The organism is Microbacterium sp. ANT_H45B, from assembly GCF_008369345.1.
GTDB lineage: Bacteria > Actinomycetota > Actinomycetes > Actinomycetales > Microbacteriaceae > Microbacterium.
In genome coordinates this window covers 1,013,226-1,037,701 of record NZ_VOBK01000001.1, presented here as the reverse complement: position 1 = coordinate 1,037,701, position 24,476 = coordinate 1,013,226, and the positions used below count along the sequence as shown (strand labels likewise).

At 70.5% G+C, this 24,476-nt stretch carries 24 protein-coding genes and 1 pseudogene; 11 read left to right on the top strand and 14 right to left on the bottom strand.

Translation table 11 applies throughout. The features are described 5' to 3' along the window. Positions 1-8: 8 nt before the first annotated feature. Genes FQ142_RS04960 through FQ142_RS04945 form a run of 4 tightly spaced genes read left to right on the top strand, consistent with a single transcriptional unit; the run spans position 9 to position 5,131 of the window. Positions 9-797 (top strand): ABC transporter ATP-binding protein, encoded by a 789-nt coding sequence (locus FQ142_RS04960; RefSeq protein ID WP_149422471.1) that lies wholly within the window; start codon positions 9-11, stop codon positions 795-797. Further along, positions 794-2,443: an ABC transporter transmembrane domain-containing protein gene (locus tag FQ142_RS04955; protein ID WP_149422470.1), complete on the top strand. Its 1,650-nt coding sequence runs from the start codon at positions 794-796 to the stop codon at positions 2,441-2,443. The genes FQ142_RS04960 and FQ142_RS04955 overlap by 4 nt, the downstream gene beginning before the upstream one ends. After that, entirely contained in the window at positions 2,436-4,244 is a 1,809-nt protein-coding gene (locus FQ142_RS04950) for an ABC transporter ATP-binding protein (protein ID WP_188042310.1), read from the top strand. The genes FQ142_RS04955 and FQ142_RS04950 overlap by 8 nt, the downstream gene beginning before the upstream one ends. Next, entirely contained in the window at positions 4,241-5,131 is an 891-nt protein-coding gene (locus tag FQ142_RS04945) for a siderophore-interacting protein (protein WP_149422468.1), read from the top strand. The genes FQ142_RS04950 and FQ142_RS04945 overlap by 4 nt, the downstream gene beginning before the upstream one ends. Positions 5,132-5,183: 52 nt before the next feature. Here the strand turns inward: FQ142_RS04945 and FQ142_RS04940 are convergent. Beyond that, positions 5,184-5,259: pseudogene (locus FQ142_RS04940) on the bottom strand. Between the two features lie 379 nt (positions 5,260-5,638). On the opposite strand from FQ142_RS04940, the gene FQ142_RS04935 reads away from it, so the two are divergent. After that, positions 5,639-6,574, top strand: a complete 936-nt coding sequence (locus tag FQ142_RS04935) for a hypothetical protein (protein WP_149422467.1) — start codon at positions 5,639-5,641, stop codon at positions 6,572-6,574. Positions 6,575-6,582: 8 nt separating this feature from the next. Here the strand turns inward: FQ142_RS04935 and FQ142_RS04930 are convergent, their stop codons facing one another. The 5 genes from FQ142_RS04930 to FQ142_RS04910 all read right to left on the bottom strand — a co-directional run bounded on the left by FQ142_RS04930 (position 6,583) and on the right by FQ142_RS04910 (position 12,597). Then, positions 6,583-8,019: a DUF6716 putative glycosyltransferase gene (locus FQ142_RS04930; RefSeq protein WP_149422466.1), complete on the bottom strand. Its 1,437-nt coding sequence runs from the start codon at positions 8,017-8,019 to the stop codon at positions 6,583-6,585. Next, positions 8,016-8,888, bottom strand: a complete 873-nt coding sequence (locus FQ142_RS04925; RefSeq protein WP_149422465.1) for an N-acetylneuraminate synthase family protein — start codon at positions 8,886-8,888, stop codon at positions 8,016-8,018. The genes FQ142_RS04930 and FQ142_RS04925 overlap by 4 nt, the downstream gene beginning before the upstream one ends. A gap of 84 nt (positions 8,889-8,972) precedes the next feature. After that, positions 8,973-10,175 carry an acylneuraminate cytidylyltransferase gene (locus tag FQ142_RS04920; protein ID WP_149422684.1) on the bottom strand — a complete coding sequence of 401 codons (1,203 nt, stop codon included), beginning with the start codon at positions 10,173-10,175 and terminating at the stop codon, positions 8,973-8,975. Positions 10,176-10,261: 86 nt separating this feature from the next. Beyond that, complete coding sequence (locus FQ142_RS04915; RefSeq protein WP_149422464.1) at positions 10,262-11,620, bottom strand: polysialyltransferase family glycosyltransferase; 1,359 nt, start codon at positions 11,618-11,620, stop codon at positions 10,262-10,264. After that, the gene (locus FQ142_RS04910) at positions 11,617-12,597 is read right to left on the bottom strand and encodes a glycosyltransferase family 2 protein (protein WP_149422463.1); all 981 of its coding nucleotides are present in this window, start codon (positions 12,595-12,597) and stop codon (positions 11,617-11,619) included. Before FQ142_RS04910 ends, FQ142_RS04915 begins: the two co-directional genes overlap by 4 nt. A gap of 149 nt (positions 12,598-12,746) precedes the next feature. Here FQ142_RS04910 and FQ142_RS04905 point away from each other — a divergent pair, with 149 nt between their 5' ends. Both FQ142_RS04905 and FQ142_RS04900 read left to right on the top strand, forming a co-directional pair. Continuing rightward, positions 12,747-13,640 (top strand): hypothetical protein, encoded by an 894-nt coding sequence (locus FQ142_RS04905; protein WP_149422462.1) that lies wholly within the window; start codon positions 12,747-12,749, stop codon positions 13,638-13,640. A gap of 37 nt (positions 13,641-13,677) precedes the next feature. Further along, the gene (locus FQ142_RS04900; RefSeq protein ID WP_149422461.1) at positions 13,678-13,971 is read left to right on the top strand and encodes a DUF4229 domain-containing protein; all 294 of its coding nucleotides are present in this window, start codon (positions 13,678-13,680) and stop codon (positions 13,969-13,971) included. A gap of 81 nt (positions 13,972-14,052) precedes the next feature. On the opposite strand, the gene FQ142_RS04895 is transcribed toward FQ142_RS04900, so the two are convergent. From FQ142_RS04895 to FQ142_RS04870, 6 genes are all read right to left on the bottom strand, one after another. Continuing rightward, positions 14,053-15,030 carry a 1,4-dihydroxy-2-naphthoate polyprenyltransferase gene (locus FQ142_RS04895; protein WP_149422460.1) on the bottom strand — a complete coding sequence of 326 codons (978 nt, stop codon included), beginning with the start codon at positions 15,028-15,030 and terminating at the stop codon, positions 14,053-14,055. A 47-nt stretch (positions 15,031-15,077) separates the two neighbouring features. After that, complete coding sequence (locus FQ142_RS04890) at positions 15,078-15,722, bottom strand: dihydrofolate reductase family protein (RefSeq protein ID WP_149422459.1); 645 nt, start codon at positions 15,720-15,722, stop codon at positions 15,078-15,080. 39 nt (positions 15,723-15,761) lie between these two features. Then, positions 15,762-16,052, bottom strand: a complete 291-nt coding sequence (locus tag FQ142_RS04885; protein ID WP_056419820.1) for a DUF4287 domain-containing protein — start codon at positions 16,050-16,052, stop codon at positions 15,762-15,764. 144 nt (positions 16,053-16,196) lie between these two features. Beyond that, positions 16,197-16,814, bottom strand: a complete 618-nt coding sequence (locus FQ142_RS04880) for a TetR/AcrR family transcriptional regulator (RefSeq protein WP_262492072.1) — start codon at positions 16,812-16,814, stop codon at positions 16,197-16,199. 35 nt (positions 16,815-16,849) lie between these two features. Continuing rightward, positions 16,850-17,539, bottom strand: a complete 690-nt coding sequence (locus tag FQ142_RS04875; protein WP_149422457.1) for a hypothetical protein — start codon at positions 17,537-17,539, stop codon at positions 16,850-16,852. Positions 17,540-17,605: 66 nt separating this feature from the next. After that, positions 17,606-18,070, bottom strand: a complete 465-nt coding sequence (locus tag FQ142_RS04870; protein WP_056419812.1) for an Lrp/AsnC family transcriptional regulator — start codon at positions 18,068-18,070, stop codon at positions 17,606-17,608. A gap of 72 nt (positions 18,071-18,142) precedes the next feature. On the opposite strand from FQ142_RS04870, the gene FQ142_RS04865 reads away from it, so the two are divergent. Next, positions 18,143-19,582, top strand: a complete 1,440-nt coding sequence (locus FQ142_RS04865) for a DUF6421 family protein (RefSeq protein ID WP_149422456.1) — start codon at positions 18,143-18,145, stop codon at positions 19,580-19,582. Between the two features lie 129 nt (positions 19,583-19,711). Next, positions 19,712-20,353, top strand: coding sequence for an SDR family NAD(P)-dependent oxidoreductase (locus FQ142_RS04860; RefSeq protein WP_149422455.1), 642 nt, complete (start codon positions 19,712-19,714; stop codon positions 20,351-20,353). A gap of 18 nt (positions 20,354-20,371) precedes the next feature. Here the strand turns inward: FQ142_RS04860 and FQ142_RS04855 are convergent, their stop codons facing one another. Next, positions 20,372-21,787 (bottom strand): MFS transporter, encoded by a 1,416-nt coding sequence (locus tag FQ142_RS04855; RefSeq protein ID WP_149422454.1) that lies wholly within the window; start codon positions 21,785-21,787, stop codon positions 20,372-20,374. Between the two features lie 83 nt (positions 21,788-21,870). Between FQ142_RS04855 and FQ142_RS04850 the strand changes: the two genes are divergently transcribed. Next, the gene (locus FQ142_RS04850; RefSeq protein ID WP_149422453.1) at positions 21,871-22,938 is read left to right on the top strand and encodes a threonine aldolase family protein; all 1,068 of its coding nucleotides are present in this window, start codon (positions 21,871-21,873) and stop codon (positions 22,936-22,938) included. 57 nt (positions 22,939-22,995) lie between these two features. On the opposite strand, the gene FQ142_RS04845 is transcribed toward FQ142_RS04850, so the two are convergent. After that, on the bottom strand, positions 22,996-23,598 hold the full coding sequence (locus FQ142_RS04845) for a DUF4916 domain-containing protein (RefSeq protein ID WP_045253901.1): 603 nt from the start codon (positions 23,596-23,598) through the stop codon (positions 22,996-22,998). A 113-nt stretch (positions 23,599-23,711) separates the two neighbouring features. On the opposite strand from FQ142_RS04845, the gene FQ142_RS04840 reads away from it, so the two are divergent. Then, positions 23,712-24,368 carry an alpha/beta hydrolase gene (locus FQ142_RS04840; protein ID WP_262492057.1) on the top strand — a complete coding sequence of 219 codons (657 nt, stop codon included), beginning with the start codon at positions 23,712-23,714 and terminating at the stop codon, positions 24,366-24,368. The last annotated feature ends 108 nt before the right edge of the window (positions 24,369-24,476 follow it).

The window sequence follows — 24,476 nt, the reverse complement described above, 5'->3', positions numbered from 1 at the left end:
GACCACCGATGACCACCTCGCTGCAGGCCCGCGACATCACACTGAGCTATTCCGACACCCCGATCGTCTCGGGGCTGTCGCTGGAGGTGCCGGATGACTCGTTCACGATCGTCATCGGCCCCAACGCGTGCGGCAAGTCGACGCTGCTGCGCGGCTTCGCCCGGCTGCTGCGTCCGAGCACAGGGACCGTGCTGCTCGACGGTGCCGAGCTGCGCTCCCTGAAGCCGAAGGATGCCGCGAAGAAGCTGGGCCTCCTCCCACAGTCGTCGATCGCGCCCGACGGCATCACCGTCGCCGATCTCGTGGGGCGCGGCCGTTTTCCGCATCAGAGCGCGATGCGCACGTGGAGCAGCGCCGACGAGCGAGCCGTCGCCGAGGCCATGGCCGCCACCGGCGTGACCGACCTCTCTCGACGCCTCGTCGACGAGCTCTCGGGCGGTCAGCGCCAGCGCGTCTGGGTCGCGATGGCCCTGGCACAGCAGACCAGGCATCTGCTGCTCGATGAGCCGACGACGTTCCTCGACATCGCCCACCAGATCGACCTCATGGAGCTGTTCGCCGATCTGCACCGCAGCGGCACGACCCTCGTCGCGGTGCTGCACGACCTCAACCACGCCGCCCGCTACGCGACCCACCTCGTCGCGATGCGGGACGGCGAGATCGTGGCGCAGGGAGACCCGCGGGAGATCATCACGGCCGAACTCGTCGAGGCCGTGTACGACCTGCCCTGCACGGTGATCACCGACCCGGTCTCGGGCACTCCGCTCGTGCTGCCGCTGGGGCGGCGGACGCGATGACGACCACACCCCGCCGGCTCTTCGCGCTCGCCCTCACCTCGCAGGGACGCGGGATCACCCTGACCGCCGCGACCACGCTGCTCATCGTGCACTCGCTCACCGAGGCCGCGATCCCGGTGATCATCGGCGCCACGATCGACCGCGCCGTGCTGCCATCCGACCCGGAGGCTCTCGCGCTGTGGCTCGGTGTGCTCCTGGGCACGTTCCTCCTGCTGACCGCGAGCTACCAGGCCGCATCCCGTCTGATGGTCGGCGTCTACGGCCACGGCGAGCAGGCGCTGCGCCACCTCGCCCTCTCGCGGATGCTGCGCCCTCGCCTCTCCCGACGGGCGATGACCCCCGGTGAGGCGCTGACCTTCGTCACCTCCGACACCTATCGCGTGGCGGGCGTCGCGTGGTCGGTCGCCCAGCAGTGCGCCACGATCGCGGCGATCGCGGGCGCCGCGTTCGCCATGCTGGTGATCTCGCCGATCGCGACGCTGGTGGTGTTCGCCTCGACGCTCGCGATGATGGTCACGATGCGGATCGTCTCACGCCCCATCGAACGCCGAGGCGCCGCAGAGCAGCGCGCCGCGACGGAGGCCGGCGCCGTCGCGGCCGACTTCATGGCCGGGTTCCGGGTGCTCGTCGGCATCGGGGCCCGTGAGGAGGCGGTGCGCAGATACGTCACGGCCAGTGACGCCAGCCGGATCGCGGCGACGACCGCCGGGCGATCTCTCGCCGCCTACGACGCGGTGAGCTCCGTGCTCGCCGCGGTGGCGACGACCGCGCTCGCGGGACTGTCGGCGTGGTTCGCCGCCGAGGGGCAGATCAGCATCGGCGAGCTCGTCACCGTGCTCGGTCTCGCGCAGTTCCTCAGCGGATCCCTCGCGTACGCCGGATCGTTCCCCTCGAACTGGATCCACAAGCTCGCCTCGGCGAAGCGACTGGCCGAGATGATCGACACGGACGATCTGCTCGACGTCCCGCTCGCCGCGCCCCGTTCCGCGCAGCGGCGCCCCGTCGAGGCGGGTATCGCTCTGACGTTCCGCCCCGGCCCAGAGGGGTCCCCGCACATCGATGTGCACCGCGGCGAGCTGCTCGGCATCCGCCCCTCCGACAGCGACGAGGCCCGCGCGCTCTCGCGTCTGCTGGGGCTTCGCACGCCTCCCGCCCCCGACGCCGTCGCGGTCGCCATCGACGGCGCCCTGCACGACCCGAGGCACCTGGATCCGCGAGAGTACCGCCGACGCGTCGTCGCGCTGCCCCACCGTCACACCATCGCGAGCGGCACGCTGCGCGAGGCCGTGGGAGGCCACGGAGTCACGGCCGCCCCGTCACCCGAGATGACAGCGGTCGCCGCTCTGCACGACACGATCACCGAGGCCGGCGGATGGAGCGCGCAGGTCGGCGAGGCCGGCAGACGGCTGTCGGGGGGCCAGCGTCAGCGCATCGGGATCGCTCGCGCACTGCACACCGACGCCGACGTGCTGGTGCTCGACGAGCCGACCTCGGCCGTCGACGTCATCACCGAGGCGCACATCGCCGCAGCGCTCGCCGAACTCGACAGGACGACCATCGTGATCAGCACGTCGCCGGTGCTCCTCGGCGCCTGCGATCGGGTCATCGACCTGTCGCCCGAAGAAACGGATGCCGCCCATGACTGAGGCCCCGGCCCCGCTGCTGCCGATCGCGACGGGCGCCAGGGTGCGCGTCGTCATCACGACGCTGCTGCGCCGCCACCGCGGGCGGGCGGCGGCGACCGCCGCACTGTTCCTCGTCGCCTCCGCTCTCGGGGTCGTGCTGCCCTCGTGCCTCGGTCGCATCGTCGACGCAGTCTCGAACGATGCGGGCATCGCGGTCATCGCCGGATGGGTCGTCGGCGCGGGAGCCGGCGCCGTCGGAGCCGCCCTGGCGATGCTCTGGGCGGCTCGCGTGCTGGCCGGGCTGGTTCAGGATGTGCTGGCCGACCTCCGCGAAGACGTGTTCGCCTCGGCGATGCGCCTGCCGGTGAGCACGGTCGATGACGGCGAGACCGCCGACCTGCTTTCCCGGGTGACCGGTGACGTCGATGCGGTGGCCGAGGCGGGCGGCAACGTCGTGCCGGTGCTGCTGTCGGCGGGGTTCGCGATCGGGGTCTCCGTGCTCGCTTTGACGGCGCTCGATCCCCGGCTCGCTCTCGCGGGCATCACGAGTGTGCCGTTCTACCTGCTGGGCACCCGGGCGTTCCTCCGTCGCTCTCGCGTGGTGTTCCGCGAGGTGCGCGTGCGCGAGGCCGCACGCAGCCAGGCCGTGCTCGAGGCGGTGGAGGGCATCGAGACGCTCACCGCTCTCGGCGAGCAGGACCACGCGCTCGAACGGGTCAGCACGCGGGCGGGGGACTCGATCCGGATGCAGGTCGAGGGCGTCCGCGTGCGCAACCGTCTGTTCCGCTGGATCAACGGCGGAGAGCTGGTCGGCCTGGGTGCCATCCTCGCGACGGGGTTCCTGCTGCACGCGGGCGACGCGGTCACCGTCGGCATGGTCACCACTGCGGCGCTGCTGTTCCATCGACTCTTCGATCCGGTGGGTCAGCTCATCTTCGGTCTCGACGACATCCAGCGCGCGGCGATCGGACTCGCCAGGCTCGTGGGCGTCATCGACCTCGCTCCGGCGACGCCGCGAGAAGCGCCGGTCGGTGTCGGCGACCGCGAGCCCGTCGTCCGCCCGAGGGTCGGGATCGAGCTGCGCGATGTCGGCTACCGATACCCGACGACGGGGCGCGGCATCAGCGACGTCACACTGAGCATCGCGCCGGGCACGACCACCGCGCTCGTCGGCTCGTCGGGTTCGGGCAAGAGCACCCTCGCCCGTGTGATCGCGGGGCATCACCCGCCGACATCCGGCGTCGTCGACGTGGAACCCGAGACGACCGTCCCGTACTACCTCTCGCAGGAGCTGCACCGGTTCCGCGGCACGATCGCCGACAACCTGCGCCTGGTCGCTCCCGCGGCGACCCACGACCAGATGGTCGCCGCGCTCATCGCCGTCGGTGCCGAGTGGGCTGTCGACTCGCTGACCTCCGACGATGCCGGCGCTCGGATCGACGAGGGACGCATCCAGCAGCTGGCCATCGCACGGGCGCTGCTCGCGGACCCCGCCGTCGTGATCCTCGATGAGGCGACGGCCGATGTCGGGCTCCACCACCGCGACGCCGTCGAAGCGGCGATCAGGGTGCTGCGCAGGGACCGTACGACCGTGCTGATCGCGCATCGACTGGAGCCGGTGTCGACCGCCGAGCAGATCATCGTGTTCGCCGAGGGGCGCGCGGCCCAACGCGGAACGCACCGTGACCTGCTGGCGACCGACGGGCTCTATCGCCGCTTCTGGCTGGCGCAGACGGAAGGTCCGCAGCTCCATCGCTCCCCGAACTCCCAGCTCCCCCCGAACGAGCATCTCCCCCCGAACGAGCAGAGAGGGACTCCGTGAACATCCACCGCGGCATCGTCACCCACACCACCACCCTGACCCCGATGCTCACCCGCGTCACGCTCGGGGGCGCCGATGTCTCCGAGTTCCTCAGCACGGGCGTCGGCGACGAATACGTGCGGGTCTTCTTCCCCCACGGAGACGACCCGACGGCCGTCTCCCTGCCCGTCCCTGCGGGCGACTGGTGGGAGACCCCCGAGGGAGCGCCCGAGTCCCCGATGCGCACGTACACGATCAGCGGCGTGCGCCCGGATGCCGGTGAACTCGACATCGACTTCGTGATCCACCGGTCGGGGGTCGCGGGACCGTGGGCGGCGCGCGCCGAGCCGGGGCACATGCTCGGCTTCACCTCGCCGACAGGGCTCTACTCGCCGCCTGCGGGCATCATCTGGCAGGTGCTCGTGTGCGACCTCACCGGACTGCCCGCCGCCGCACGCATCGCCGTGGACACCCCGGCCGGCGTCCGCACCAGGATCGTCGTCGAGGTGCCGCCGGAGCACGATCGGGGTGCCTTCGACTTCGGCGCCGAGGCCGACGTGACGTGGGTGGTCGGCGGCAACGGTCACGGCCCCAGTGCTCTCGGCCAGCTGGTGCGGGGGATCGTCGACGAACGACTCGCGCTCGACGAAGGATACGTCTGGGTCGCGGGCGAGACCGTCGCCCTGCGAGACGCCCGCAAGTACCTCAGGAGAGAGCTCGGCCTTCCCTCGACCCGGTTCAAGGTCGTCGGATACTGGACCCCCATCGACTCGTGGGACACGAAGTTCGCCGCTCTGCCCGAGTCGGTGCGCAGAGATCTCGATGCGACCTGGGCGGAGAGCGAAGGCGCCGAGCCCGAGGACGTGCAGGTGCGTTTCGAGGAACGGCTGGATGCGCTCGGCCTCTGACCGCGCGAGTGCCTGGCACGAGTGATCCGTGAGAGGCACGCATGCCTCGAAGTGGACGCGACGGCGGGAGTCGAACCCGCCACGCCGTCAGGTATGAGCTGAGGCCCGGGACCGCCCGGATCGCCGCGATGATGACGACGCTACCCGGCCCCGTCGCCGATGGCGAGAATCGTTGCGGGGGTTGACAGAGTGCGTCGGATCATGACGCAGCGCGTCGTCCGGCGACGCTCCCCACCGCACAAGTGCACCCGCGCGGCGCAGAAGCGGCCGGAACAGAAAAGGGGGAAGGCGCCCCCGCGCCTTCCCCCGCCGGAGCCAGGAAAGGCTGCGGCCTCCCGGCAGAGCGCCGGGGGAAAAGCCGCAGAGGGCCCTCCCCCTGTAGAGATGCGCGCGATCAGGGATCATTACGCGGTAGCCCGGAATATCACCCACGGGACGCCGGAGCTCGCGATCGACGACGCGGGCAGGAGGCGCGGCCACGAGGGGGCAGCGGTGTACGGTCGCCTCATGGCAGCCGCAGTTCCCCCCGCGACGACCCCGCAGAAGACCCACCGTTACCTGCGTCTCGCCCTGGTGCTCATCGTCTTCACGCTGCTCGTCAGTGTCGCACTGCAGAGCATCGTCGTGATGTGGGAGCCGCTGGTGTTCGGATGGCAGCCGCTCGCCTCGATCAGTCATGCCTTCTACACTCCCGGGCGCGATGTCTTCGTGGGAGCGCTCTTCGCGGCATCCGTCGTGCTCCTCGCGCTCTCCGGACGGAGCCGTGCCACGACTCTCCTCGATGTCTGCGCGGTGTTCGCGCCCCTCATCGCGATCGTTCCGACGGGCCTCGCCGATCCTCGTGCGGTCGGTCACCTGCCCTGCCCGATCACGGTGGACTGCATTCCGGCGGAGGACATCGGCACCGCCAAAGCGGGGATCGCCGTCTATGCGGTCGTGGTCGTGGCCGTGGTCGTCGCGACGGCGGTGATCCGCCACCGCACCCGCACCCCGGATCGCTCGGCCCGACTGGTGTCGATCATCGCGGTCACCACCGCCGTCGTCGTCGTCGCCCTCGCATTCGCCCCTGCGTTGAACGAGTCCTTTCCATTCAACTTCTGGCCCGTGCACAGCATCCACTTCGCCGTGACCCTGCTGTTCTTCGGGGTGTTCTCGGCGGTCCCGATCCTCCATGCGGGAGGCCCCCTCGAACCGGGCGAGAGTGCGCCCACTCCTCGCCAACGATCGCTCTACCGCTGGATCTCGGGGCTGCTGATCGCCGACCTCGTGCTGCTCGTCGTGGCGCTTCTCTTCCGACAGACGTTCGGTGAGACTCCGATCGTCCTCGTCGGCGAAGCGGTCGCCCTGATCCTGTTCGCCGTGTTCTGGGGAGTGCAGACCTTCCAGCGGTGGGATGACCCGAACCCGCCCTCGATCATCGGCCGCACCTCAGCCCAGAGGTAGATCGGCGCTCAGCGCCGGATCGAGTCCTGGAACGGGTTCGGTTCGAGCGTGAAGTCCGTCGACGCGTCCGCCCAGGTGCCGCCGCCCACCGGCGCGCGACCGCGGCGCAGGGCGGCCAGCGCTGCGGTGGCGGGCACTCCGATCGCGAGAGCAGCCGCGCCGCTGAGCGTGCGATCCTCGGAGCCGAGAACGCTCGCGCGGTGCCATGCCTCGTGCATCCGTCCGCCGCGAGCGGCGGTCACCCGGCGCGCGGGCAGCGCTCCGGCGCACCGCAGCGCGGCCAGATGCTCGACGTGCGACCACCACGCGGATTCCGAGGACGGGTGGAAGTAGTTGTCGCGCAGCCAGTCGGGATGCGGATGCCGGAACCGACCGGCCACGACCTCGTTGCGCCCGCCGAGCAGACCGCTGCCGACGAACACCGTGTTCAGCAGGCTCTTGCTGACCCCGAACGAATCCAGGGCGATGACCGGGATCCCCAGGGCGACGGCCTCGATCGCCGCGGTCGAGCTCACGGTCACGAGCCCCGCCGCCGTCGACAGCGCCTGGGCCATCGACGAGTACGAGATCGCCAGGTTGGGAGGCAGCCGCGTCGGCAGCAGGTCGAGGTACGGGGCGTTCTCGAGGTGCGTCTCGGCCTCGCCCGGCCGCGAGCGCAGCTTGAGCACCACACGGCGGGTCGGATCGGCCTCGGCCGCGCGCACCAGTGTCGCCGCGATCTCGTCTCTCTGCTCGCGGGAGACGGGGACCAGGGCCTGCGCCGCGAACACGAGGTCGGTCGCCGGCGGCCGCACCGGGCGGGCCTGACCCTGCGGCACGGGTCGCTCGGCGACGAGAGTGCGGGAGTGACGGTCGGAGTCGGCGACCGCAGCGCGCACCCTGGCCGGGTCGCTCGCGAGCATCCGCGACCTCGAGCGTGCGAACGGCAGCGTGGCGAGCGCCGTCGGCACCTGCACGCCGATCCGATGTCCCAGGTCGGCGAAGGCCCGCTCCTCCCGGTGCGAGTGCACCACGAGGAGGTCGCTGTGACGGCGGTACTCCAGCGCTCCCCGCTGAGCGGGGATCGCCATGCCTGGTAGGCCCGTGACGACGACCGGGCGACGGGAGAGCACGTCGACGACCCGGCCCATGAGCCTTACGAACGGTCCGCGCCCGGCGAGCAGGACGACGTCGGGGCGCTGCCCCTCGAGCCACCCCGCGGCCTGCGCGAAGGCCACCCGAGTGACGTTCTCGGGCAGCATCCCGGTTCCGGCCAGGGCCGTGCGCTGCTGCGCGACGCTGGCCGTCAGGGGCGTCTGCACGAGAAGCAGATGCGGACGGATGCCGGGCACGCCGCCGAGCAGCGACGCCGACCACTTCACGAACGAGTCGGCATCGGCGATCGCGACGACCCGGAGCGCGCCCGATCCGCTCGCGCCCGATCCGCTCATGCCCGATCCGCTCATGCGGAGATGCGACGGAGCTTCGCCATCGGCGCGCGCTCGCTGTCGAACACCCGCTTCACGCCGTCGCCGAGGGCCGTCTCGATCACCCGGATGTCGCGCACGAGGTGCTCGAGCCCCGTCGGCTCGAGCGAGGCGGCGTGGTCGGAACCCCACATCGTGCGATCGAGCGTGATGTGCCGTTCGACCGCGACGGCGCCGATCGCCACGGCGGCGAGAGAGATCTGCAGTCCGCGCTCGTGACCCGAGTACCCCACGGGGATGCCGGGGTAACGGTCGCGCAGCGAGGCGATCGCGCGGAGGTTGGCCTCCTCGGGCTCCAGCGGATACGTCGAGGTGGCGTGCATCAGCACGACCCGGTCCGTGCCGAGCGTGGCGAGTGCGCGATCGATCTGCTCGATCGTCGACATGCCCGTCGAGAGGATGATCGGCTTGCCCGTCTCGCGCAGCGCGACGAGCAGCTCGGTGTCGGTGAGGCTCGCGGAGGCCACCTTGTGGGCCACGACGTGCAGATCCTCGAGGAAGTCGACGCTCGGCACGTCCCACGGGGACGCGAACCAGTCGAGGCCGAGCATCGTGGCGTGGTCGCCGATCGCGACGTACTCGTCACGCCCGAACTCGACGCGTCGGCGGTAGTCGAGGTAGCTCATGGTCCCCCACGGCGTCTCGCGCGGCACGTCGCGCATGTGCTCGGGGGTGGATATCTCGGGTGTGCGCTTCTGGAACTTCACGGCGTCGGCACCGGCCTTCGCCGCCACGTCGATCAGGCGCTTGGCGATGTCGACGTCGCCGTTGTGGTTCAGGCCGATCTCGGCGATCAGATAGGCGGGGTGGCCGCCGCCGATCACGCGTGAGCCGATGCTGACAGTCATGGTTCCTCCGGTCGTCGAGATGCCGTCCTCCCTGAGTACGCTCCGGGGGTGAACGCCGCACGACCACGCGGTTACCGGCAGCGGTCAGCCCGGCAACACCCGTTCGATCAGCTCGCGGACGGCGCCGTGTCCGCCGCGGCGACGGAGCACGACTCTGGCCGCTTCGAGCACGAGCGGATGCGCATTCGCCACGGCGATCGGCCACCCCACGATGCGCAGAGCCGGAAGGTCGTTGACGTCGTTGCCGAGGTAGGCGATCTCGGCGAGCGGGATGCCGGCGTCCGCCGCCCAGCCGCGCAGCGCCGACTCCTTGTCGTCGATGCCGTGCATCACCGGAACGCGGAGCTTCTCGGCGCGCGCCCGCACCACCGGATTGACCTCGGTCGACAGGATCAGCATCGGGATACCGGCCCGCCGGAGCAGCGAGACCCCCATGCCGTCCTCGCGGCTCACCCGCACCCGCTCGACACCGTCGGCGTCGACGCTCGCGGTGTCATCGGTGTGCACCCCGTCGAAGTCGGTGACCACGGCCTTGACCGGGATCCGCTCCGGCGTCTCGTGCAGCGCGGCGAGCGCTCGCGCGATCCGCAGCTGCTGCTCGTCGTCGATCTCGATCGCCGTCCATTCCGGCACCTCGGCGATGCGGATGCGACCGAAGAAGCGGTGCTCCGCCGCCCGGAAGCCCTCCGCGCGGAACACGTAGAACGCGCCCGTCTCGAGGTAGTGCGGCTCCCGATCCTGACGACGCGGTCGGTGCGCGGCGTCGTGGTTGAGTGCGACCGCCGCATCGGAACTCGTGCCGCTGCGCCCCCAGAGGAATCCGTAGGTCTCGTGTGCGGCGAACACGCTGTCCGCCCGACCGTCGCCGACCTCGCGGACGGCGGCGGCGAGCGCGCCGGTCGGGATGAACGGCGACGTGGCCTGCAGGAAGGCCACGACGTCGATGCGCTCACCGGCGGCCTCGAGGTCTTCGAGCGCGTGCAGGATCGCGCTCTCCGACGAGGCGGTGTCGCCCGAGAGCGCGGCCGGACGACGCACGACGCGCGCGCCGGCGGCACGGCTGACCGCGGCGATCTCGTCGTCGTCGGTCGAGACGACGACGAGATCGATGTCGGGGACCGCGAGAGCGCTGCGCACGGCGCGCTCGACCAACGGCATCCCCCCGACCCTTCTGAGGTTCTTGCGCGGAACCCCCTTCGACCCGCCGCGCGCCGGGATGATCGCGACCACCCGTCCGCGATCACCCGTATCCGGCGTCGTCGCGTCCGTCGTCTTCGCGTCGGTCATCGTCGCGTCGGTCTTCGTCGCGTCGGTCATCGTCGTCGCCGTCCCGTTCGTCATCGCCGTCCTCCTCCTCGTCGTGGTCATTCCGGTCACCGCCCCCGGAGCACGCGCCAGGCCCGACCGACGCGTCGACCCGCACCCCGCACGGTGAGCCTGACCTGCTCGGCGCGACCCACGCCTCCCGCGGGCCGCAGCATCCGCCGCACCATCGTCTCGGTCGGGGCTCCGGGGAGACGCAGTTCGGCCAGCCGGTCCGCGGTGAAGTACCGCTCGCGATCGGCGGGGTGGATGCTCCCCAGCAGCGTCTCGGCACGACCACGCAGATGAGCGGCGACGAGGGGCTGCATGACGTAGCCGACCGCGTCGACCAGCAGCTGCATCCGTTCGGGGTCGCGGTAGGGCGAGTCCGGGCGGGTGAGCGCATCGACGATCGTCGCGGGAACGCGGTTGCTGTTCTCGTACGGGGTCAGCCGTGCGAGCACCTCGGCGGTGCCCACCGCGTCGATGTCCCGTCCGAACAGCGCACGCACGGTCGGCAGCGCGGTCGAGAACCCGGCGACGACGACCCCGGCGTCGATGCGCTCCGCCAACGCCTCCGCGGCGAGCGCACCGTGGTACTCGCGGAAGTCGATGCCGTGCACTCCAGCCCGATCGCGCAGGGCGTCGTTGCGCCGAGGCGGAGCCGCGGGGTGCGGCTTGAACACGATGTGGAGGGGGCGATCCTGCGCCGCGCGGTCGATCATCGCGCGCTGGGCGGCGACCTCCTCGCGCTCGCTCAGCAGCCCCAGCGCCGAGAGGTACTGTCCGAGCACGAGCGTGGTCGATTCCCCGCCGAGGGCATCGACGAGCTCCGCCGTGTCGTCGACGTCCTCGGCGGTCTCTGCGAGAGCCGCGCGCAGGAGATCGGGCGCGACGGGCACGGGCACGGCCGCGGTCCCCCCGACGAGCGGCGTCACTCCGGGCACGACGTCGGCGTACACGACGGCCCCGATCCGCGCCGTCACCGTGTGCGGGAGGCGGATGCGCATCGGCGAATACGTCATCAGGCCGTCGCCGACGACCCTGAGCCGCGCGTGCGGGAACAGCAGCATGAGCGTGTGCGCCGGGGCGACCTGCGGGCTCTGCACGAACACCTCGAGGTCGTCGTCGGCGAGCCGCCAGGCCCGCGTCAGCAATCGGCGCAGCAGCGGCAGGTCGGCGGCGTCCGGCTGCCACCCGCTCGGATGCAGGGGGCCGAGCAGCGTGTCGAGATCCTCGACCCGATCGAAGCGGTCCCGCAGGGTGGCGAGGGCCGGGTCGGCGAGGATCCCCACCGACGTCTCCGGCACACGTGACGAGACGAAGGGCACGAGGATGCGCTCGCCGTGCGCGCCGAGCAGTCCGCCGTCGAGCGCCGCCGCCACCGTGGCGAGGCCGTACGCGCTGTGCAGGGCGAAGAGCTGCGTCATGCCGCCCTCCCGACTGCCCGCAGGTGGGGTGCGAGCACCCGCCGTCGCGGTCCGTCGAGGCGTGCGAGCACGGCCGCGGCCTCGGCGTCCGGCAGCTTCGCGAGCAGCCCCCTGACCGCCGTGCGCATCTCGGCACGCAGTCCCGGGGTCATCCGCCGGGACCGCACGAGGTGTCGCGAGCTCAGCGCCAGCACACTCCACACGGCCTTGGGCAGCAAGCGCTCGGCCTCGCGATCGGCCTCGACGAGCTGGAGCACCTCCTCCATCGCTCGCACGAAGTCGAGCTGGCGACGATCGCGCACCTGGGTGAGCGACGTCGACACCCCGCGGCGATAGAGCAGGGCGGGGGCATCGACCACGGCGAACGAGTGGGCCTGCAGGTGCAGGCGCCAGATCCACGGGCGGTCCTCGGCGGTGAAGAGCCCAGGGGTGAAGCCGGCGAGACCGTCGTCGAGCACCCGCCGATGCAGGATGCCCGCCCACGCGAACGGATAGTCCACCATGGTCGGCTGGTCATCGGGCAGGATCGCGTCCCGCGGTGAGACCACCCTCTCCCGCCACGGGTAGGGCGCCGTCGCCAGCGTGCGCACGCCGTCCCTGACGGTGACGTGATCGGTGCGCAGGACATCGCAGTCCAGTTCGTGCAGACGGCGGGTCAGCACCGACAGTCGCTGCGGCTGCATCCAGTCGTCCCCGTCGAGGAAGCAGAAGGCGTCGCCCTCGACGTGCTCGAGTCCCTGATTGCGAGCGCTCGCGAGACCCCGGGGTCGCGCGTTCACGAGCACCGTCGCGTGCGGGAACCGTTCCGCATAGTGCCGCATCAGGATGCCGGTGTCGTCGCGAGAGCCGTCGTCGATGGCGACGAGCTTGAGCGCCCCCGGGTCGTCGAACTGACGGGTCAGGGTCTCGAGAGTCGTGCCGATGAAGGCGCCGGCATCTTTGGCGGGCAGGATGACGGTGACGAGCGGTGTGCGCACGGGACTCCCGGGTCGGCGATCCCGGCATGATCTCAGGCGTTCGTTGCCGGTCGGGGACGCGGGGGTGAACGCGCGGTGACGTCAGAGGCCGTCAGGTGCGTCGGGTGTCGGATTCGCCCCCTCGCCCGGTGATGCACGACGATGGGAGCATGCTCTGGCCCTTCGGAACGACCTGGCGTCCGGTGCGGCAGAAGCGCCGCGGCGCGGTCGAGCTGCACTGGTTGAGCGCCCGGTCGTGGACCCGACGCTGGTATCCGCAGGGCATCGACCTCGGGATCTGGCACGGCCGACGCACGCTCGCGGTGAGCTGGTTCCGTCAGCAGCTCGACGGCCATCACCTCGCCTCCCGCGTCGCGTTCATCGACCTCGACCGCTCACGGCACCTCGACGTGCTGCTGGCCGTCGAGGAGGACGGCGTGCTGCAGCCCGCAGCCATCCATGCCGGCGGGCTCGCATGGTTCGACGACCGGCTGTTCGTCGCCGCCACCGGACGCGGGATCTGGGAGTTCGATCTCGCGCGCATCCGCCGGGTGCGCGGTGCCGACGCACGCCGCCTCGCGGGCGCGTCCCGCTACGGGCTCCGCGGCACGGCGCTCGTCGCCGTGCGAACCCGCGTGCACCCGATCGAGCTGCGCTGCTCGTACCTCGGGCGCGTGTTCGACGACGACGGCACGCCGCTGCGCCGGGTGCTGATCGGCGAATACAGCAGGGACGACACCGGCAGGATCGCCGAGTTCACCGTGCCGGCGACCGACGAGGACTCGTTCCACGAGCAGACCCGCTTCTCGCCCGGCATCCGCCACATGCAGGGCGCCGTGCGCTGGGGAGACCGGCACCTCGTGTCGCAGTCCGACCTGATGCACCCCGGCACGCTGTGGTCCGGCCCGCGCGAGGGGCTGGTGCGCGACCCGACACCGCTCCCCGTCGGATGCGAGGACCTCGCTCTCGATGTCGACGCGGCGCTGCTGTGGTCGCTCGGCGAGCACCCGTGGAGACGCGTGATCCGCGGCATCCCCCTGCGAGACCTGGGGATCGGGAGCTGACAGGCGACGCCTCAGGTCGCGAACGTAGACTGGCCGGGTGAAGAACCGCGCACCCTTCCTCGTCTACACCGTGCTCCGACTGCTGGCATTCCTCGTGCCGCTCGCGATCATGTGGTTCTTCTTCCCGATCTTCCGGGAGTACTGGTGGCTCGCCGCGATCTTCGCCGCCCTGATCGGGGTGAGCATCTCGATGCTCTTCCTGCGCGCACCTCTCACCGACGCATCGGCGCGCATCGTGGCGCGACGCGACAGCCGTGGCGCCGCCGAACAGGCCGATGCGGATGCCGAGGACGCCGCGATCGACGGCGGCATCACCCGCCGCGAGGACTGACCCGCCTGTCCCCCGGGCGCGCGCACTCTTCCCTCGCGCACGCCACCGCGCGCACTCCCCCGCTGTGGGGATGCGGCCGAGTCAGCCGGCGAGCGCCCAGAACAGGGCGCCCGCGTACAGCAGCGCGGTCAGCGACGTCAGGGCGAGGGCGATGACCAGTTCCTTCGGCTGACGGTACGTCCAGACGATCAGGATCGCCGGCAGCCCCGCGAGCAGGGCGAGCAGTCCGATCCACGCGATCGGATACAGCAGCGCGATGACGACGAGGATGCCGAACGGCACCAGCACGAACAGCGTGAACAGCACCCGGGTGGCCGGCGCGCCGATCAGCACGGTGAGGGTTCTCTTGCCGACCAGGCGGTCCTGGTCGATGTCGCGCAGGTTGTTGGCGAGCAGCACGGCGCAGGCGAACAGACCGGCGGCGACGGCGCCGAGCCAGGCCTGCTGCGGCAGCGCGAACACCTGCACCCAGGTGGTGCCGAGGGTCGCGACGAGCCCGAAGAAGATGAAGACGAAGACCTCGCCGAGAGCGTTGTACCCGTACGGGCGCTTGCCTCCCGTGTAGAACCAGGCGGCGATGATGCAGGCCGCGCCGATCGCCAGCATCCACCACTGCTCGGTGCGCACGACGATCGCGATGCCCACGGCGGCGGCGAGGGCGAAGAACACGAGTGCGATCACGAGCACGGTGCGCGGCGTCACGCGACCCGATGCGGTGAGACGCGCGGGACCCACACGCACGGCGTCGGTGCCGCGGATGCCGTCGCTGTAGTCGTTCGCGAAGTTCACGCCGATCTGCAGCAGCACGGCGACCGCCAGGCACGCCAGAGCGATCACCCAGTGGAACTCCGGTCCCGTGCTGCGCGCGGCGCCGGTGCCGATCACGACGGGGGCCACGGCGAGCGGCAGGGTGCGCAGACGCGCGGCGCCGATCCAGTCGCCGATCGTGACCGGGCCCGCCTCGATGACGGGTCGCCGGGCCGGGTCGCCACTCGCCCGCTTCGCGGGATTGCCGCTCACGCGGGCGGGGGTGCTCTTGCGCTTCGAGGATGCTGCCACGCTCGGAATCCTACTGGGGGCGGCGATGTGCGCCGGTGCGCCCGCCCTCAGTCGCGGCGGAAGGTGAGGTGAGCGACACCGCTCTCGGCCACCTCCGTGTGCAGCGCATAGTCGTTCTCGATGCCGCGCAGTCCGTCCCAGATGCGCTCCCCGCTGCCGATCACGAGCGGGTTGACCGCGAGGTGCACCCGGTCGACCAGCCCCGCCTGCAGGAACTGCCGCACCACGTCCACCCCACCGCCGATGCGCACGTCGGCGTCGCCCGCCGCCTCCACGGCTCGCCGCAGGACCTCCGCGGGGGCCGCCTCGACGAAATGGAAGACCGTGCCGTTCGCGAACTCGATCGAGTCGCGTGACCGGTGCGTCAGCACGAACACCGGCACCTCGAACGGCGGAGCGTCGCCCCACCACCCCTGCCATTCGGGATCGTCGGGATGCTGGTGCAACCCGAACATCCCCGCGCCCATGATCTCCGCGCCGATGCCCTCGAAATAGGCGTGCGCGTACTTCTCGTCGACGCCGGTCGTCCCCGCGCCCGAGTCATCGCCGAACACCCGCGCGCGGAAGGTGCGCGTCGCGGTGTAGGCCGCCACGAGTCGGCCCCAGTCATCGCCGAACGGGTTCTCCGGCGTCTGATCGGTGGTCGTCGCGAACCCGTCGAGAGAGACGTTGAGGTCGACGCGTACTGCCATGGTGCTGCTCGCTTTCTCTGACGATTCGGCGGACGGGGGTCAGGCGTTCGGGTTGCTGTCCTTGCCGTCGAGCCAGAGCGTGTCGGAGGCGTCGCCGTGCGCCCCGCCCTTGCCGACATGCTTGTCGCTGATCTTCGGACCCTTGAGGATCACGTGCACCATCGCCTGGGCATGACCGTGCCCCAGGCCATACTCCTCTTTGAGCCAGGTGAGGACGACCGTCGACTTCGTCGTGGCGTCGAAACCCTGCTCCTCGGCGAGCCGGATGAACTGTCGAGGAGTGAGACCGGTCTGGGTCTCGACCTTGTCGAGGTAGGCCTGGAAGGACATGGATGCTCCCGGATGTCGATGCGACGGAGATGTCGGTGCGGCGGAGATGTCGCACGATCATGATGCCCCAGGCATCCGACATCGCGCACCCCCTGCGCGCAGCCACCCGCGCGCGTCGCGAATGTCGCGGCGACGGTCGAGGCCTCAGACGGCCGGCCCGACACGCCCGTTGCTCGCGTCCACGATCGCGGTGACCAGCTGCTCGAGTACGTCCTCGCTGCGCGGAACGATTCCCGAGGTGACGTAGTCGCGGCTCATCGCATCGCTCTGCGCGCGAATCGCCCCCGAGATCGACGCCGCCACCTGACGCGCGGCGTCCGCATCGGCCGACAGCCCGAGCCGAGGAGCGAAGACGGCTGCCGCCTCGCGCTCGGCCTCATCGCAGACCATGAGCCACGCGCTGCGCAGCGCCGGCTCGTCGAATCCCATCACGACGATGCGCATCGCCGCGATGTCGTCCGCCGAGAAGTCGGTGGGGCCCGGGACGCTCGCCGCCTCCAGGTAGTCCGCGAGTCCGATCTCGAGCGGCCAGGCGCGGAGCACCGTGGAGAAACGTCGGCCGAGCTGCGCGAGGATCGGCTCGACGCATGACTCCTTCGAGCGGAAGTACCGCCACAGCGTCCGCGTTGCGATCCCCGCGGCAGCGGCGATGTCCTCGCCGCGGGTCGCTGCGACGCCGTCACGCCAGAACAGCTCGGCGGCGATGCGCGACACCTGCAGTCTGGCGTCGGGGTTGCGACGCAGATCGATCGGCATCCGCATCTCTGTCACTCCGCGACGGTACCAGGCATCGCGATTCACGCGATGAGGTGGATCACGGTGACGGCCTCGTACAGCGCGCCGAGGATGAGCAGCACGATCACGAGCACGTAGAGCTTCAGCGTCGCCACGAGGCCGCCCACATATCCGGCCCTTCGCGTCTCGAAGCCGTGGCGCTGCGGCTGCAGAAACCTGCGTCCATGCACCCACGCGGCGAAACCGACGACGACGTAGGCCGCGCCCTCGATCGCGAGGGTCACCCAGTGGACCAGGAACGTCGGATCCTCGGCGCCGAAGGGAGTGAAGAGCACACCCCAGGAGAGGCCCCGAGCCAGCGTCGCCGCGACTCCCAGGAACGGGATCACGAGGGACGGAACCGTTGTCTGCAGCAGCGATGCGGACACGAGGTTGACGGCGAAGGTCACCACGGCAGCGATCGCGATGCTGCCACTGCGGTACGCGTCGCCGATCACCGTTCCGAGTCCGCCCGTGCCGGGCTCCGCCTGCAGCGCACCCAGGCCACCCGGTCGCAGCTCGGGGACCAGCGCGGTGGCGAGGATCCCGATGCCGAACATGCCGACGTACGCGAGATTCAGGACAAGGAAGGCGCGTCGGTGCTCTTGGATGATGGCGACGATGTCGCGGGCCAGGCGCCTCATCGCTCCCGTCGCTGCACGCACACCGGGGCGAGCGGTCGTGGGAGTCGTCGATCGATCGGAATTAGTCACATAGTGACTTTAGACACTATGTGACATAGTGGCAAGATGACGATCGTCGCCCAGGACGCCCGTCGGCTACGCGGAGACGTCAGGGGCGACCGCGATGATCGGCCGATGCTCGTAGTACGTCTGCAGCACGACCGTGGTGCGGGTGCTGACGTTCGCCGCGAGCCGGATGTCACGGACCAGTTCCTCCAGTGCCCGCGGTGAGGCGACACGCACGAACAGCATGTAGCTCGCGTCACCCGCGATGGAATGGCAGGCCTCGATCGCGACGAGGTGCTCGAGCAGCTCGGGGGCGTTGTCGGGCTGCGCCGGGTCGAGCGGAGTGATCTCGATGAAGGCCGACAGCGGGGTCCCGACCAGCTCGGGATCGAGGATGGCGCGATATCCGCTGATCACACCGCGGGTCTCCAGCCGCCGCAGTCGTGACTGCACGGCGGAGACCGAGAGTCCGACGGCATCCGACAGGTGGGCGAGCGTCGCCCGGCCGTCACGGGAGATCTCGGCGAGGATCGCGCGGTCGACAGAATCATCCATGTATGTAAGATTATCGTCAGGATTCCGTAATGACCGGAATCTTTCCGTCAAACTCTCCGATCGGAGGTCCCGATGTCCATCATTTCCGCCAACAGCTCCGCTGCACAGGCCATCGTCGGCGAACCCGAGGTCGTCGAAGACGCTCGGGTCGCCGAGCAGAGCGCCGCCTGGGCCCAGCTCAAGGACGCGGCCATCGCCCTCCGCGAGATGCAGATCAAGGACGGCTCGATCCCGGATGCCGCGCACCACGCCGCGGCCCGCGACCTGGTCGGCGCGATCACCGCGGGCATCCGCGCTCTGACCCCCGCCTTCCCGCATGACGCCGAGTACCTCGCCGCCTCCGTGGCCGACTTCGAGCGCTGGGTGGCGACGGACTTCGCCGTGCCGGACTTCCTCGACTCGCTGATGGCCTTCCAGCCGCAGCAGCATCGCATCGACGGCATCCGCCACCTCGTCGTCTTCCCGATGTACACGCAGAACGGATCGAGCGATCGCCTCGTCGAGGCGCTCATCGTCGAGACGATCTGGCCCGAGTTCATCGCCGCCCTCGAAGCGGGCGACTACGGCAACAAGCTGTTCGTCTCGCTGCGCCTGGTCGACTTCACGCCCGGCTACGACACGAACTCGGCCGTGCTGTTCCCCGAGACCGTCGCGATGCGCGAGATCCCGTCGTTCACCTGGGGCGCGATCTTCCAGGATCGCGAGGCCGCACGCTACCGCCGCGTCACGCGGGCCGCCGCGGAGATCACCAAGCTCGATCTTCCCGAGCGCGCCGCGGCGATGCTCGACGACCAGGCGCTGACCGAGCGCGCGTTCGTGATGTGGGACATCATCCACGACCGCACGCACATGCGGGGCGATCTTCCGTTCGACCCGTTCATGATCAAGCAGCGGATGCCGTTCTTCCTGTATTCCCTCGAGGAGCTGCGCTGCGATCTGACCGCGTTCCGCGAGTCCGTGCGGATCGAGCGCACGCTCGACGCCCGTTCCGAGGCCGGCGAGGATCTCTCGCTCTCCGAGCAGGAGATGCGCGAGCACGCGGGGCTCGTGCAGTACGCGGTGATCTTCGACCGCATCTTCCGCTTCGCCATCACCGGCTCGCGCGTGCGCAACTACGACGGTCTCGGAGGCCAGCTGCTGTTCGCGTGGCTGCACCAGCGCGGGGTGCTGCACTGGACCGACACCGCTCTCGCGTTCGACTGGGCCGCCGTGCCCGACGCCGTGGTCGCACTGGGCGATGCGATCGACGAGCTCTACTGGCGCTCGATCGACCGCCCCAAGACGTCGCACTGGCTCGCCGCGTACGACCTCGTGCGCGGCGTCCTCACCCCGCACCCCGCCTCGCAGTGGGCGCGCGGCCTGCCCGACGAGATCCTCGCGGGAGCCCCGAAGGGGTTCACCGACGCGGTCCTGGACGACGAGTTCCCCCTGTCCATGTTCTTCGAAGCCCTCGACAAGAAGATGAAGCCGGTCATCGAGTCGACCGTCGGCATCCGGGGCAGCGACGCCTGACTCGAACAGCGCATTTCTGGGGTCCGGTCGTGTGGTGCGACCGGACGCAGTGTCTGCGGCCATTCCTCTCGGGGGTGGCCGCAGAACTGTTCCTTCCGGAGAATCCGTTCCTTCACGAGAGTTGAGCACATGAGCGTCACCGATCGCACGATCGTCCTCGCCGGAGCGACCAGCGCCTCCGGCCTCGCCCTCGCCCGCGCCCTCGCAAATGCCGGCGCCCGCGTCATCGCGACCGGCCGCTCGGCGGACCGACTCGCCCCGCTGCGGGAGGCCGGCGCGGAGGTCGAGACGTCGGACGCGACCTCGCTGGAGTCGATGACCGCCCTCTCGACGCGTCTCGGTGCGGTCGACGCGGTGATCCCTCTCGTGGGCGGCTGGCGCGGAGGCGGTGGTCTCGCCGGGCAGTCCGACGACGACTTCCGGGCCCTTCTTCCCGCTCTCGACGCGGTACGGGCCACCAGCCGGGCGTTCGACGCGGCGCTGCGGACATCGGATGCCGGTCGCTTCGCGATCGTGTCGTCGACCGCAGTGGGACGCCCGCTCGCGGGCGGTGCGAACTACGCCGCGGTGAAGGCCGCGAGCGAGGCCTGGGCACGCGCGGTGGCGCAGGGCTTCGCCAAGGCGGCCCGCGATGCCGGAGAGCCGCTTCGCGCGGCATCCCTGGTGTTCCGCGCGAAGGCGCTGGATCCCGACGCGCTCGTCCCGCGGGTGCTGTCTCTCTGGGACGCCGATGCCGCCGACCTCAACGACCAGATCCTCCCCCTCGACTGACCGCGCTCCCGGTCGCCGCTAGCGCCGGAATTCAGGCATCTCCGGCGGCGAACCCCGCACCGGGGCGGGAGCATCGGGAGGACTCTCGTCGCTCGCACCATCCTCGCCGCCGGGATCCTGCACCGGCGCATTCGCGTAGAGCTCCGTGAGCGTGCGGTACGACCTCGTGAAGAACGCGAGAACCCCGACGACCACCATCACGAGGCCGGCGAACAGGCAGATCAGGGCGATCCCGCGCGCATCTCCCTCGCCGAGCAGCCACTCCCACCGGCGCTGGCCGTCGGCCGTCTTCATGTAGGGGATGATCAGGAACTCGGCGATCGGCGCGATCAGGAACGCGGTGATCGGGGCGGCGGCGGCCTCCATCGCCGCAGCGACGCCGAACACGCGTCCCTGTCGGTCGTAGCGCACCACCTTCTGGATGACGGTCTGCTCCGCGGCCTCGACCGGGGGCACGAGCGCCATGTACACCCACATGCCGATCACGTACAGCGGCCACCATTCCCGCAGCATGAACACCGACCCGAGCAGGCCCATCGCGATCACGACGAACAGCAGGGTGCGCATCGGCTTCGGCCCCAGGCCGAACTTCGCCACGAGTCCGCCGCCGATGATGAATCCGGTCGAGGCGAACGCGAGCGCGAACCCCCACGTCTGGGCGTCGAAGAGCGTCAGGCCGTACGGGTCCATCAGCGCCATGTAGACGCCGCCTATGAGGTTGTTGAACGTCGAGAAGATGATCAGCGCGAAGAGCCCGGGGGCGAGCCGGATCGCGGCGACGCTGCCGCGGAAGTCCAGCGCGCTCTTCGCCTCGGGGTCGGGAGTGGGAGCCTGCTCGGGGATGCGGATGAACAGCAGGTGCACCACGGTCAGCACCATCGCGGCGATCGCGATCCCGAGCGTCCACCCCATGCCGAGGAAGCCGATGGACAGACCCGAGAACACGCTGGTGACCAGGAAGGCGAGCCCCTGCACCGTGCCGACGAGCCCGTTGGCGTTGGCGCGCCGCTCTTCGGGGACCAGCAGCGTCACCGTCGTCGAGAGCGCGATGTTGCGCAGCTGCTCGATGACCCCGCCGAAGAGGATGATCACCGAGAAGATCCAGAACCACGGGCCCCCGAGGTCGAGCAGCACCGCCTCGGACTGCCAGACGTAGAGCGCGCCGGCGACCAGGAACGCGAGAGCTGAGACGACGCTCGAGAGCACCATGACCGTGTGCTTGCGGTGGCGGTCGACGATGGTGCCGAAGATCATGGCGAAGAAGGCGATGAAGAGCATGTAGGCGCCGCCGATGATGCCGGTCGCCAGCACCGACTGCGTCTCGATGTAGACCCAGAACGTGAGCGCGAACCACAGGAAGCTCGTCGTCACGTTGGCGACCAGCGTGTTGACGAGGACGTTCGCGAAGGCCGTCTTCGCTGCGGTGCGAGCCATGATGCCGAGGGTAGGCCCGACCTCCGACATCCGGTAGTCCCTGCACGATCCGCGGAGCCGGAATGCCCCCGTAGGCTTGGGGGGTGACTATTCAGCATGACCCCGCGGTCCGCGGCTTCGCCAGCGACAACTACTCCGGCGTCCACCCCGAGGTCCTCGCGGCCATCGCGGCGGCGAACGGCGGCCATCAGGTGGCATACGGCGAGGACGCCTACACCGCGCGCCTGCAGGAGGTCTTCCACACGCACTTCGGCGAGGGCGTCCAGGCCTTCCCCGTGTTCAACGGCACGGGGGCGAACGTCACCGGACTGCAGTCGATGCTGCCGCGATGGGGTGCCGTGATCGCCGCGGCCAGCGCGCACATCAACGTCGACGAGGGCGGGGCACCCGAGAAGATCGGCGGGTTCAAGATCCTCGCGGTGCCCACCGACGACGGCAAGCTCACGCCCGAGATCGTCGACCGGGAGGCGTGGGGATGGGGCGACGAGCACCGCGCGCAGCCGCTCGTCGTCTCGATCACGCAGTCGACCGAGCTCGGCACCGTCTACTCGGTCGACGAGATCCGCGCGCTCGCCGACCACGCGCACGAGCGGGGGATGCGGCTGCACCTCGACGGCGCCCGCATCTCCAACGCCGCGGCCGCCCTCGATCTGCCGCTGCGCGCGTTCACCCGCGACGCCGGCGTCGACGTGCTCAGCTTCGGAGGCACGAAGAACGGCGCGATGCTCGGCGAGGCCATCGTGGTGCTGAACCCCGAGGCATCGGACGGGCTGCAGTACTCGCGCAAGTTCAACATGCAGCTGTCGTCGAAGATGCGCTTCGTCTCGGCCCAGCTCATCGCGCTTCTCGAGGGCGACCTGTGGCTGCGCAACGCCCGGCATGCGAACGCGATGGCGCAGCGACTGCGCGGCGCGATCGAGGCGGGCATCGCCGACGGCACGATCGACGGGGTCTCGTTCACCCAGCCGACCCACGCGAACGGCGTGTTCGCACAGCTCCCCGACGGCGTCGCCGATCTGCTGCGCGAGAAGTTCCGCTTCTACGACTGGGATGCCGCACGCAACGAGGTCCGCTGGATGTGCGGCTTCGACACCGAGGAGTCCGACGTCGACGAGTTCGTCGCCGAGCTCGCGCGCCTCACCGCCCGCTAATTTTCGGAGCGGCAGCCCTCGTCAGCGCAGCGGCCTTTGGCAGCGCAGCAGCCCTCGTCAGCGCAGCAGACCGAGGTTGGCCAGAGCCTGACGGATGAGGGTCCCCCGACCACCCTCCATCTCGGCGGCGACGGCATCGGAGCCCGCGGCCTCCGGCGAGAACCAGGTGACCTCGAGAGCGTCCTGGCGGGGTTCGCAGGTGCCCGTCACCGGAACGACGAACGCCAGCGAGACGGCGTGCTGCCGGTCGTCGTGATACGCGCTCACCCCCGGCATGGGGAAGTACTCGGCGACCGTGAACGGCAGCGGCTGCGGGGGGAGCAGCGGGAAGGCCATGGGCCCGAGATCGTTCTCGACGTGGCGGAAGAGCGCATCGCGGATCGTCTCACCGAACCGCACGCGCCCCGACACGATCGTGCGCGTCATCTCGCCCATCGGGGTCGAGCGCAGCAGGATCCCGATCTCCGTGACCTGCCCCGACCCGTCGGTGCGCACCGGGATCGCCTCGACGTAGATCATGGGCAGGTGGCGTCGCGCCTCCGCCAGCTCGAACTCGCTCAGCCACCCGGGGTTCGTGTCGCGCGCCGGCGGCTTCGCATCTCCGAAGTCGTCCATCCCGTCGTCGGGTTCGGGTTCGGGGTCAGGTGTGCGGACAGCCATGTGTCCTTTCTACCAGCAGCGCCCTCGGGGCGACACGGACTTCACCCGGCGGATCGGCATACGATCCACCCGACGCCCGAGCGGGTGTCCGGACCCCCTGGCAGGATGGGGTCGTGAGCGAAGCACTGACGATCGACGACACCCTCACGCGCTGGTCCGTGCCCGACCGGGCGGGGATGCCGCTGCTGGTGCTGCTGCACGGCTACGGCGCCGACGAGAACGACCTGTTCGGCCTCGCGCCGTATCTGCCCGAGGGCATCGCCCTGGCATCCGTCGCCGCCCCGCTCGCTCCCCCGTGGCCGATGCCCGGACGCTCGTGGTACGCCATCGAGGGTCTCGACGGCCGCAGTCCGGAATCCGTCACCACCGCTGCGGAGGCGTTCCTGCGCTGGCTCGACGAGACCGCGGCCGATGCCTCCGGCGTCGCCCTGCTCGGGTTCTCGCAGGGAGCCGCCGTGGCGTTGCAGGCCATGCGCCTCGACCCCGACCGCGTCGACACGGTCGTGGCGCTCAGCGGCTACGTCGCCGCGGGAGACCTGCCGCACGACGAGGCGCTGACCCGGCGCAAGCCCCACGTCTTCTGGGGCCGCGGCACCAACGACCAGGTGATCCCCGAGGCGCGTGTCGCCCACACGGCGCAGTGGCTCCCCGCGCACTCCGAGCTGTCGGGCCGCGTGTACACCGGCCTCACGCACAGCATCTCCGACGACGAGCTGCGCGACGTCCACGCCTTCCTCTCGAAGTGGCTGGAGCGAGCCGCTCAGGCGTGACCGCGGAGCGACCCCGGAGCGATCCGAGCGAGACCCGGGACTCCTCGGAGCGAGATCCCCGAATCCGACACGCCCGGGGTTGCGCCGCCGCGACACGCCCGGGTATCG

What these genes read in the sequence shown, in the direction of transcription:
- FQ142_RS04960 (WP_149422471.1), top strand. Translation starts at nt 9, where the DNA reads ATGACCACCTCGCTGCAGGCCCGCGACATCACACTGAGCTATTCCGAC.
- FQ142_RS04955 (WP_149422470.1), top strand. Translation starts at nt 794, where the DNA reads ATGACGACCACACCCCGCCGGCTCTTCGCGCTCGCCCTCACCTCGCAG.
- FQ142_RS04950 (WP_188042310.1), top strand. Translation starts at nt 2,436, where the DNA reads ATGACTGAGGCCCCGGCCCCGCTGCTGCCGATCGCGACGGGCGCCAGG.
- FQ142_RS04935 (WP_149422467.1), top strand. Translation starts at nt 5,639, where the DNA reads ATGGCAGCCGCAGTTCCCCCCGCGACGACCCCGCAGAAGACCCACCGT.
- FQ142_RS04930 (WP_149422466.1), bottom strand. Translation starts at nt 8,019, where the DNA reads ATGAGCGGATCGGGCATGAGCGGATCGGGCGCGAGCGGATCGGGCGCG.
- FQ142_RS04925 (WP_149422465.1), bottom strand. Translation starts at nt 8,888, where the DNA reads ATGACTGTCAGCATCGGCTCACGCGTGATCGGCGGCGGCCACCCCGCC.
- FQ142_RS04920 (WP_149422684.1), bottom strand. Translation starts at nt 10,175, where the DNA reads ATGACCGACGCGAAGACGACGGACGCGACGACGCCGGATACGGGTGAT.
- FQ142_RS04915 (WP_149422464.1), bottom strand. Translation starts at nt 11,620, where the DNA reads ATGACGCAGCTCTTCGCCCTGCACAGCGCGTACGGCCTCGCCACGGTG.
- FQ142_RS04905 (WP_149422462.1), top strand. Translation starts at nt 12,747, where the DNA reads ATGCTCTGGCCCTTCGGAACGACCTGGCGTCCGGTGCGGCAGAAGCGC.
- FQ142_RS04890 (WP_149422459.1), bottom strand. Translation starts at nt 15,722, where the DNA reads ATGGCAGTACGCGTCGACCTCAACGTCTCTCTCGACGGGTTCGCGACG.
- FQ142_RS04885 (WP_056419820.1), bottom strand. Translation starts at nt 16,052, where the DNA reads ATGTCCTTCCAGGCCTACCTCGACAAGGTCGAGACCCAGACCGGTCTC.
- FQ142_RS04880 (WP_262492072.1), bottom strand. Translation starts at nt 16,814, where the DNA reads ATGCGGATGCCGATCGATCTGCGTCGCAACCCCGACGCCAGACTGCAG.
- FQ142_RS04870 (WP_056419812.1), bottom strand. Translation starts at nt 18,070, where the DNA reads ATGGATGATTCTGTCGACCGCGCGATCCTCGCCGAGATCTCCCGTGAC.
- FQ142_RS04865 (WP_149422456.1), top strand. Translation starts at nt 18,143, where the DNA reads ATGTCCATCATTTCCGCCAACAGCTCCGCTGCACAGGCCATCGTCGGC.
- FQ142_RS04860 (WP_149422455.1), top strand. Translation starts at nt 19,712, where the DNA reads ATGAGCGTCACCGATCGCACGATCGTCCTCGCCGGAGCGACCAGCGCC.
- FQ142_RS04855 (WP_149422454.1), bottom strand. Translation starts at nt 21,787, where the DNA reads ATGGCTCGCACCGCAGCGAAGACGGCCTTCGCGAACGTCCTCGTCAAC.
- FQ142_RS04845 (WP_045253901.1), bottom strand. Translation starts at nt 23,598, where the DNA reads ATGGCTGTCCGCACACCTGACCCCGAACCCGAACCCGACGACGGGATG.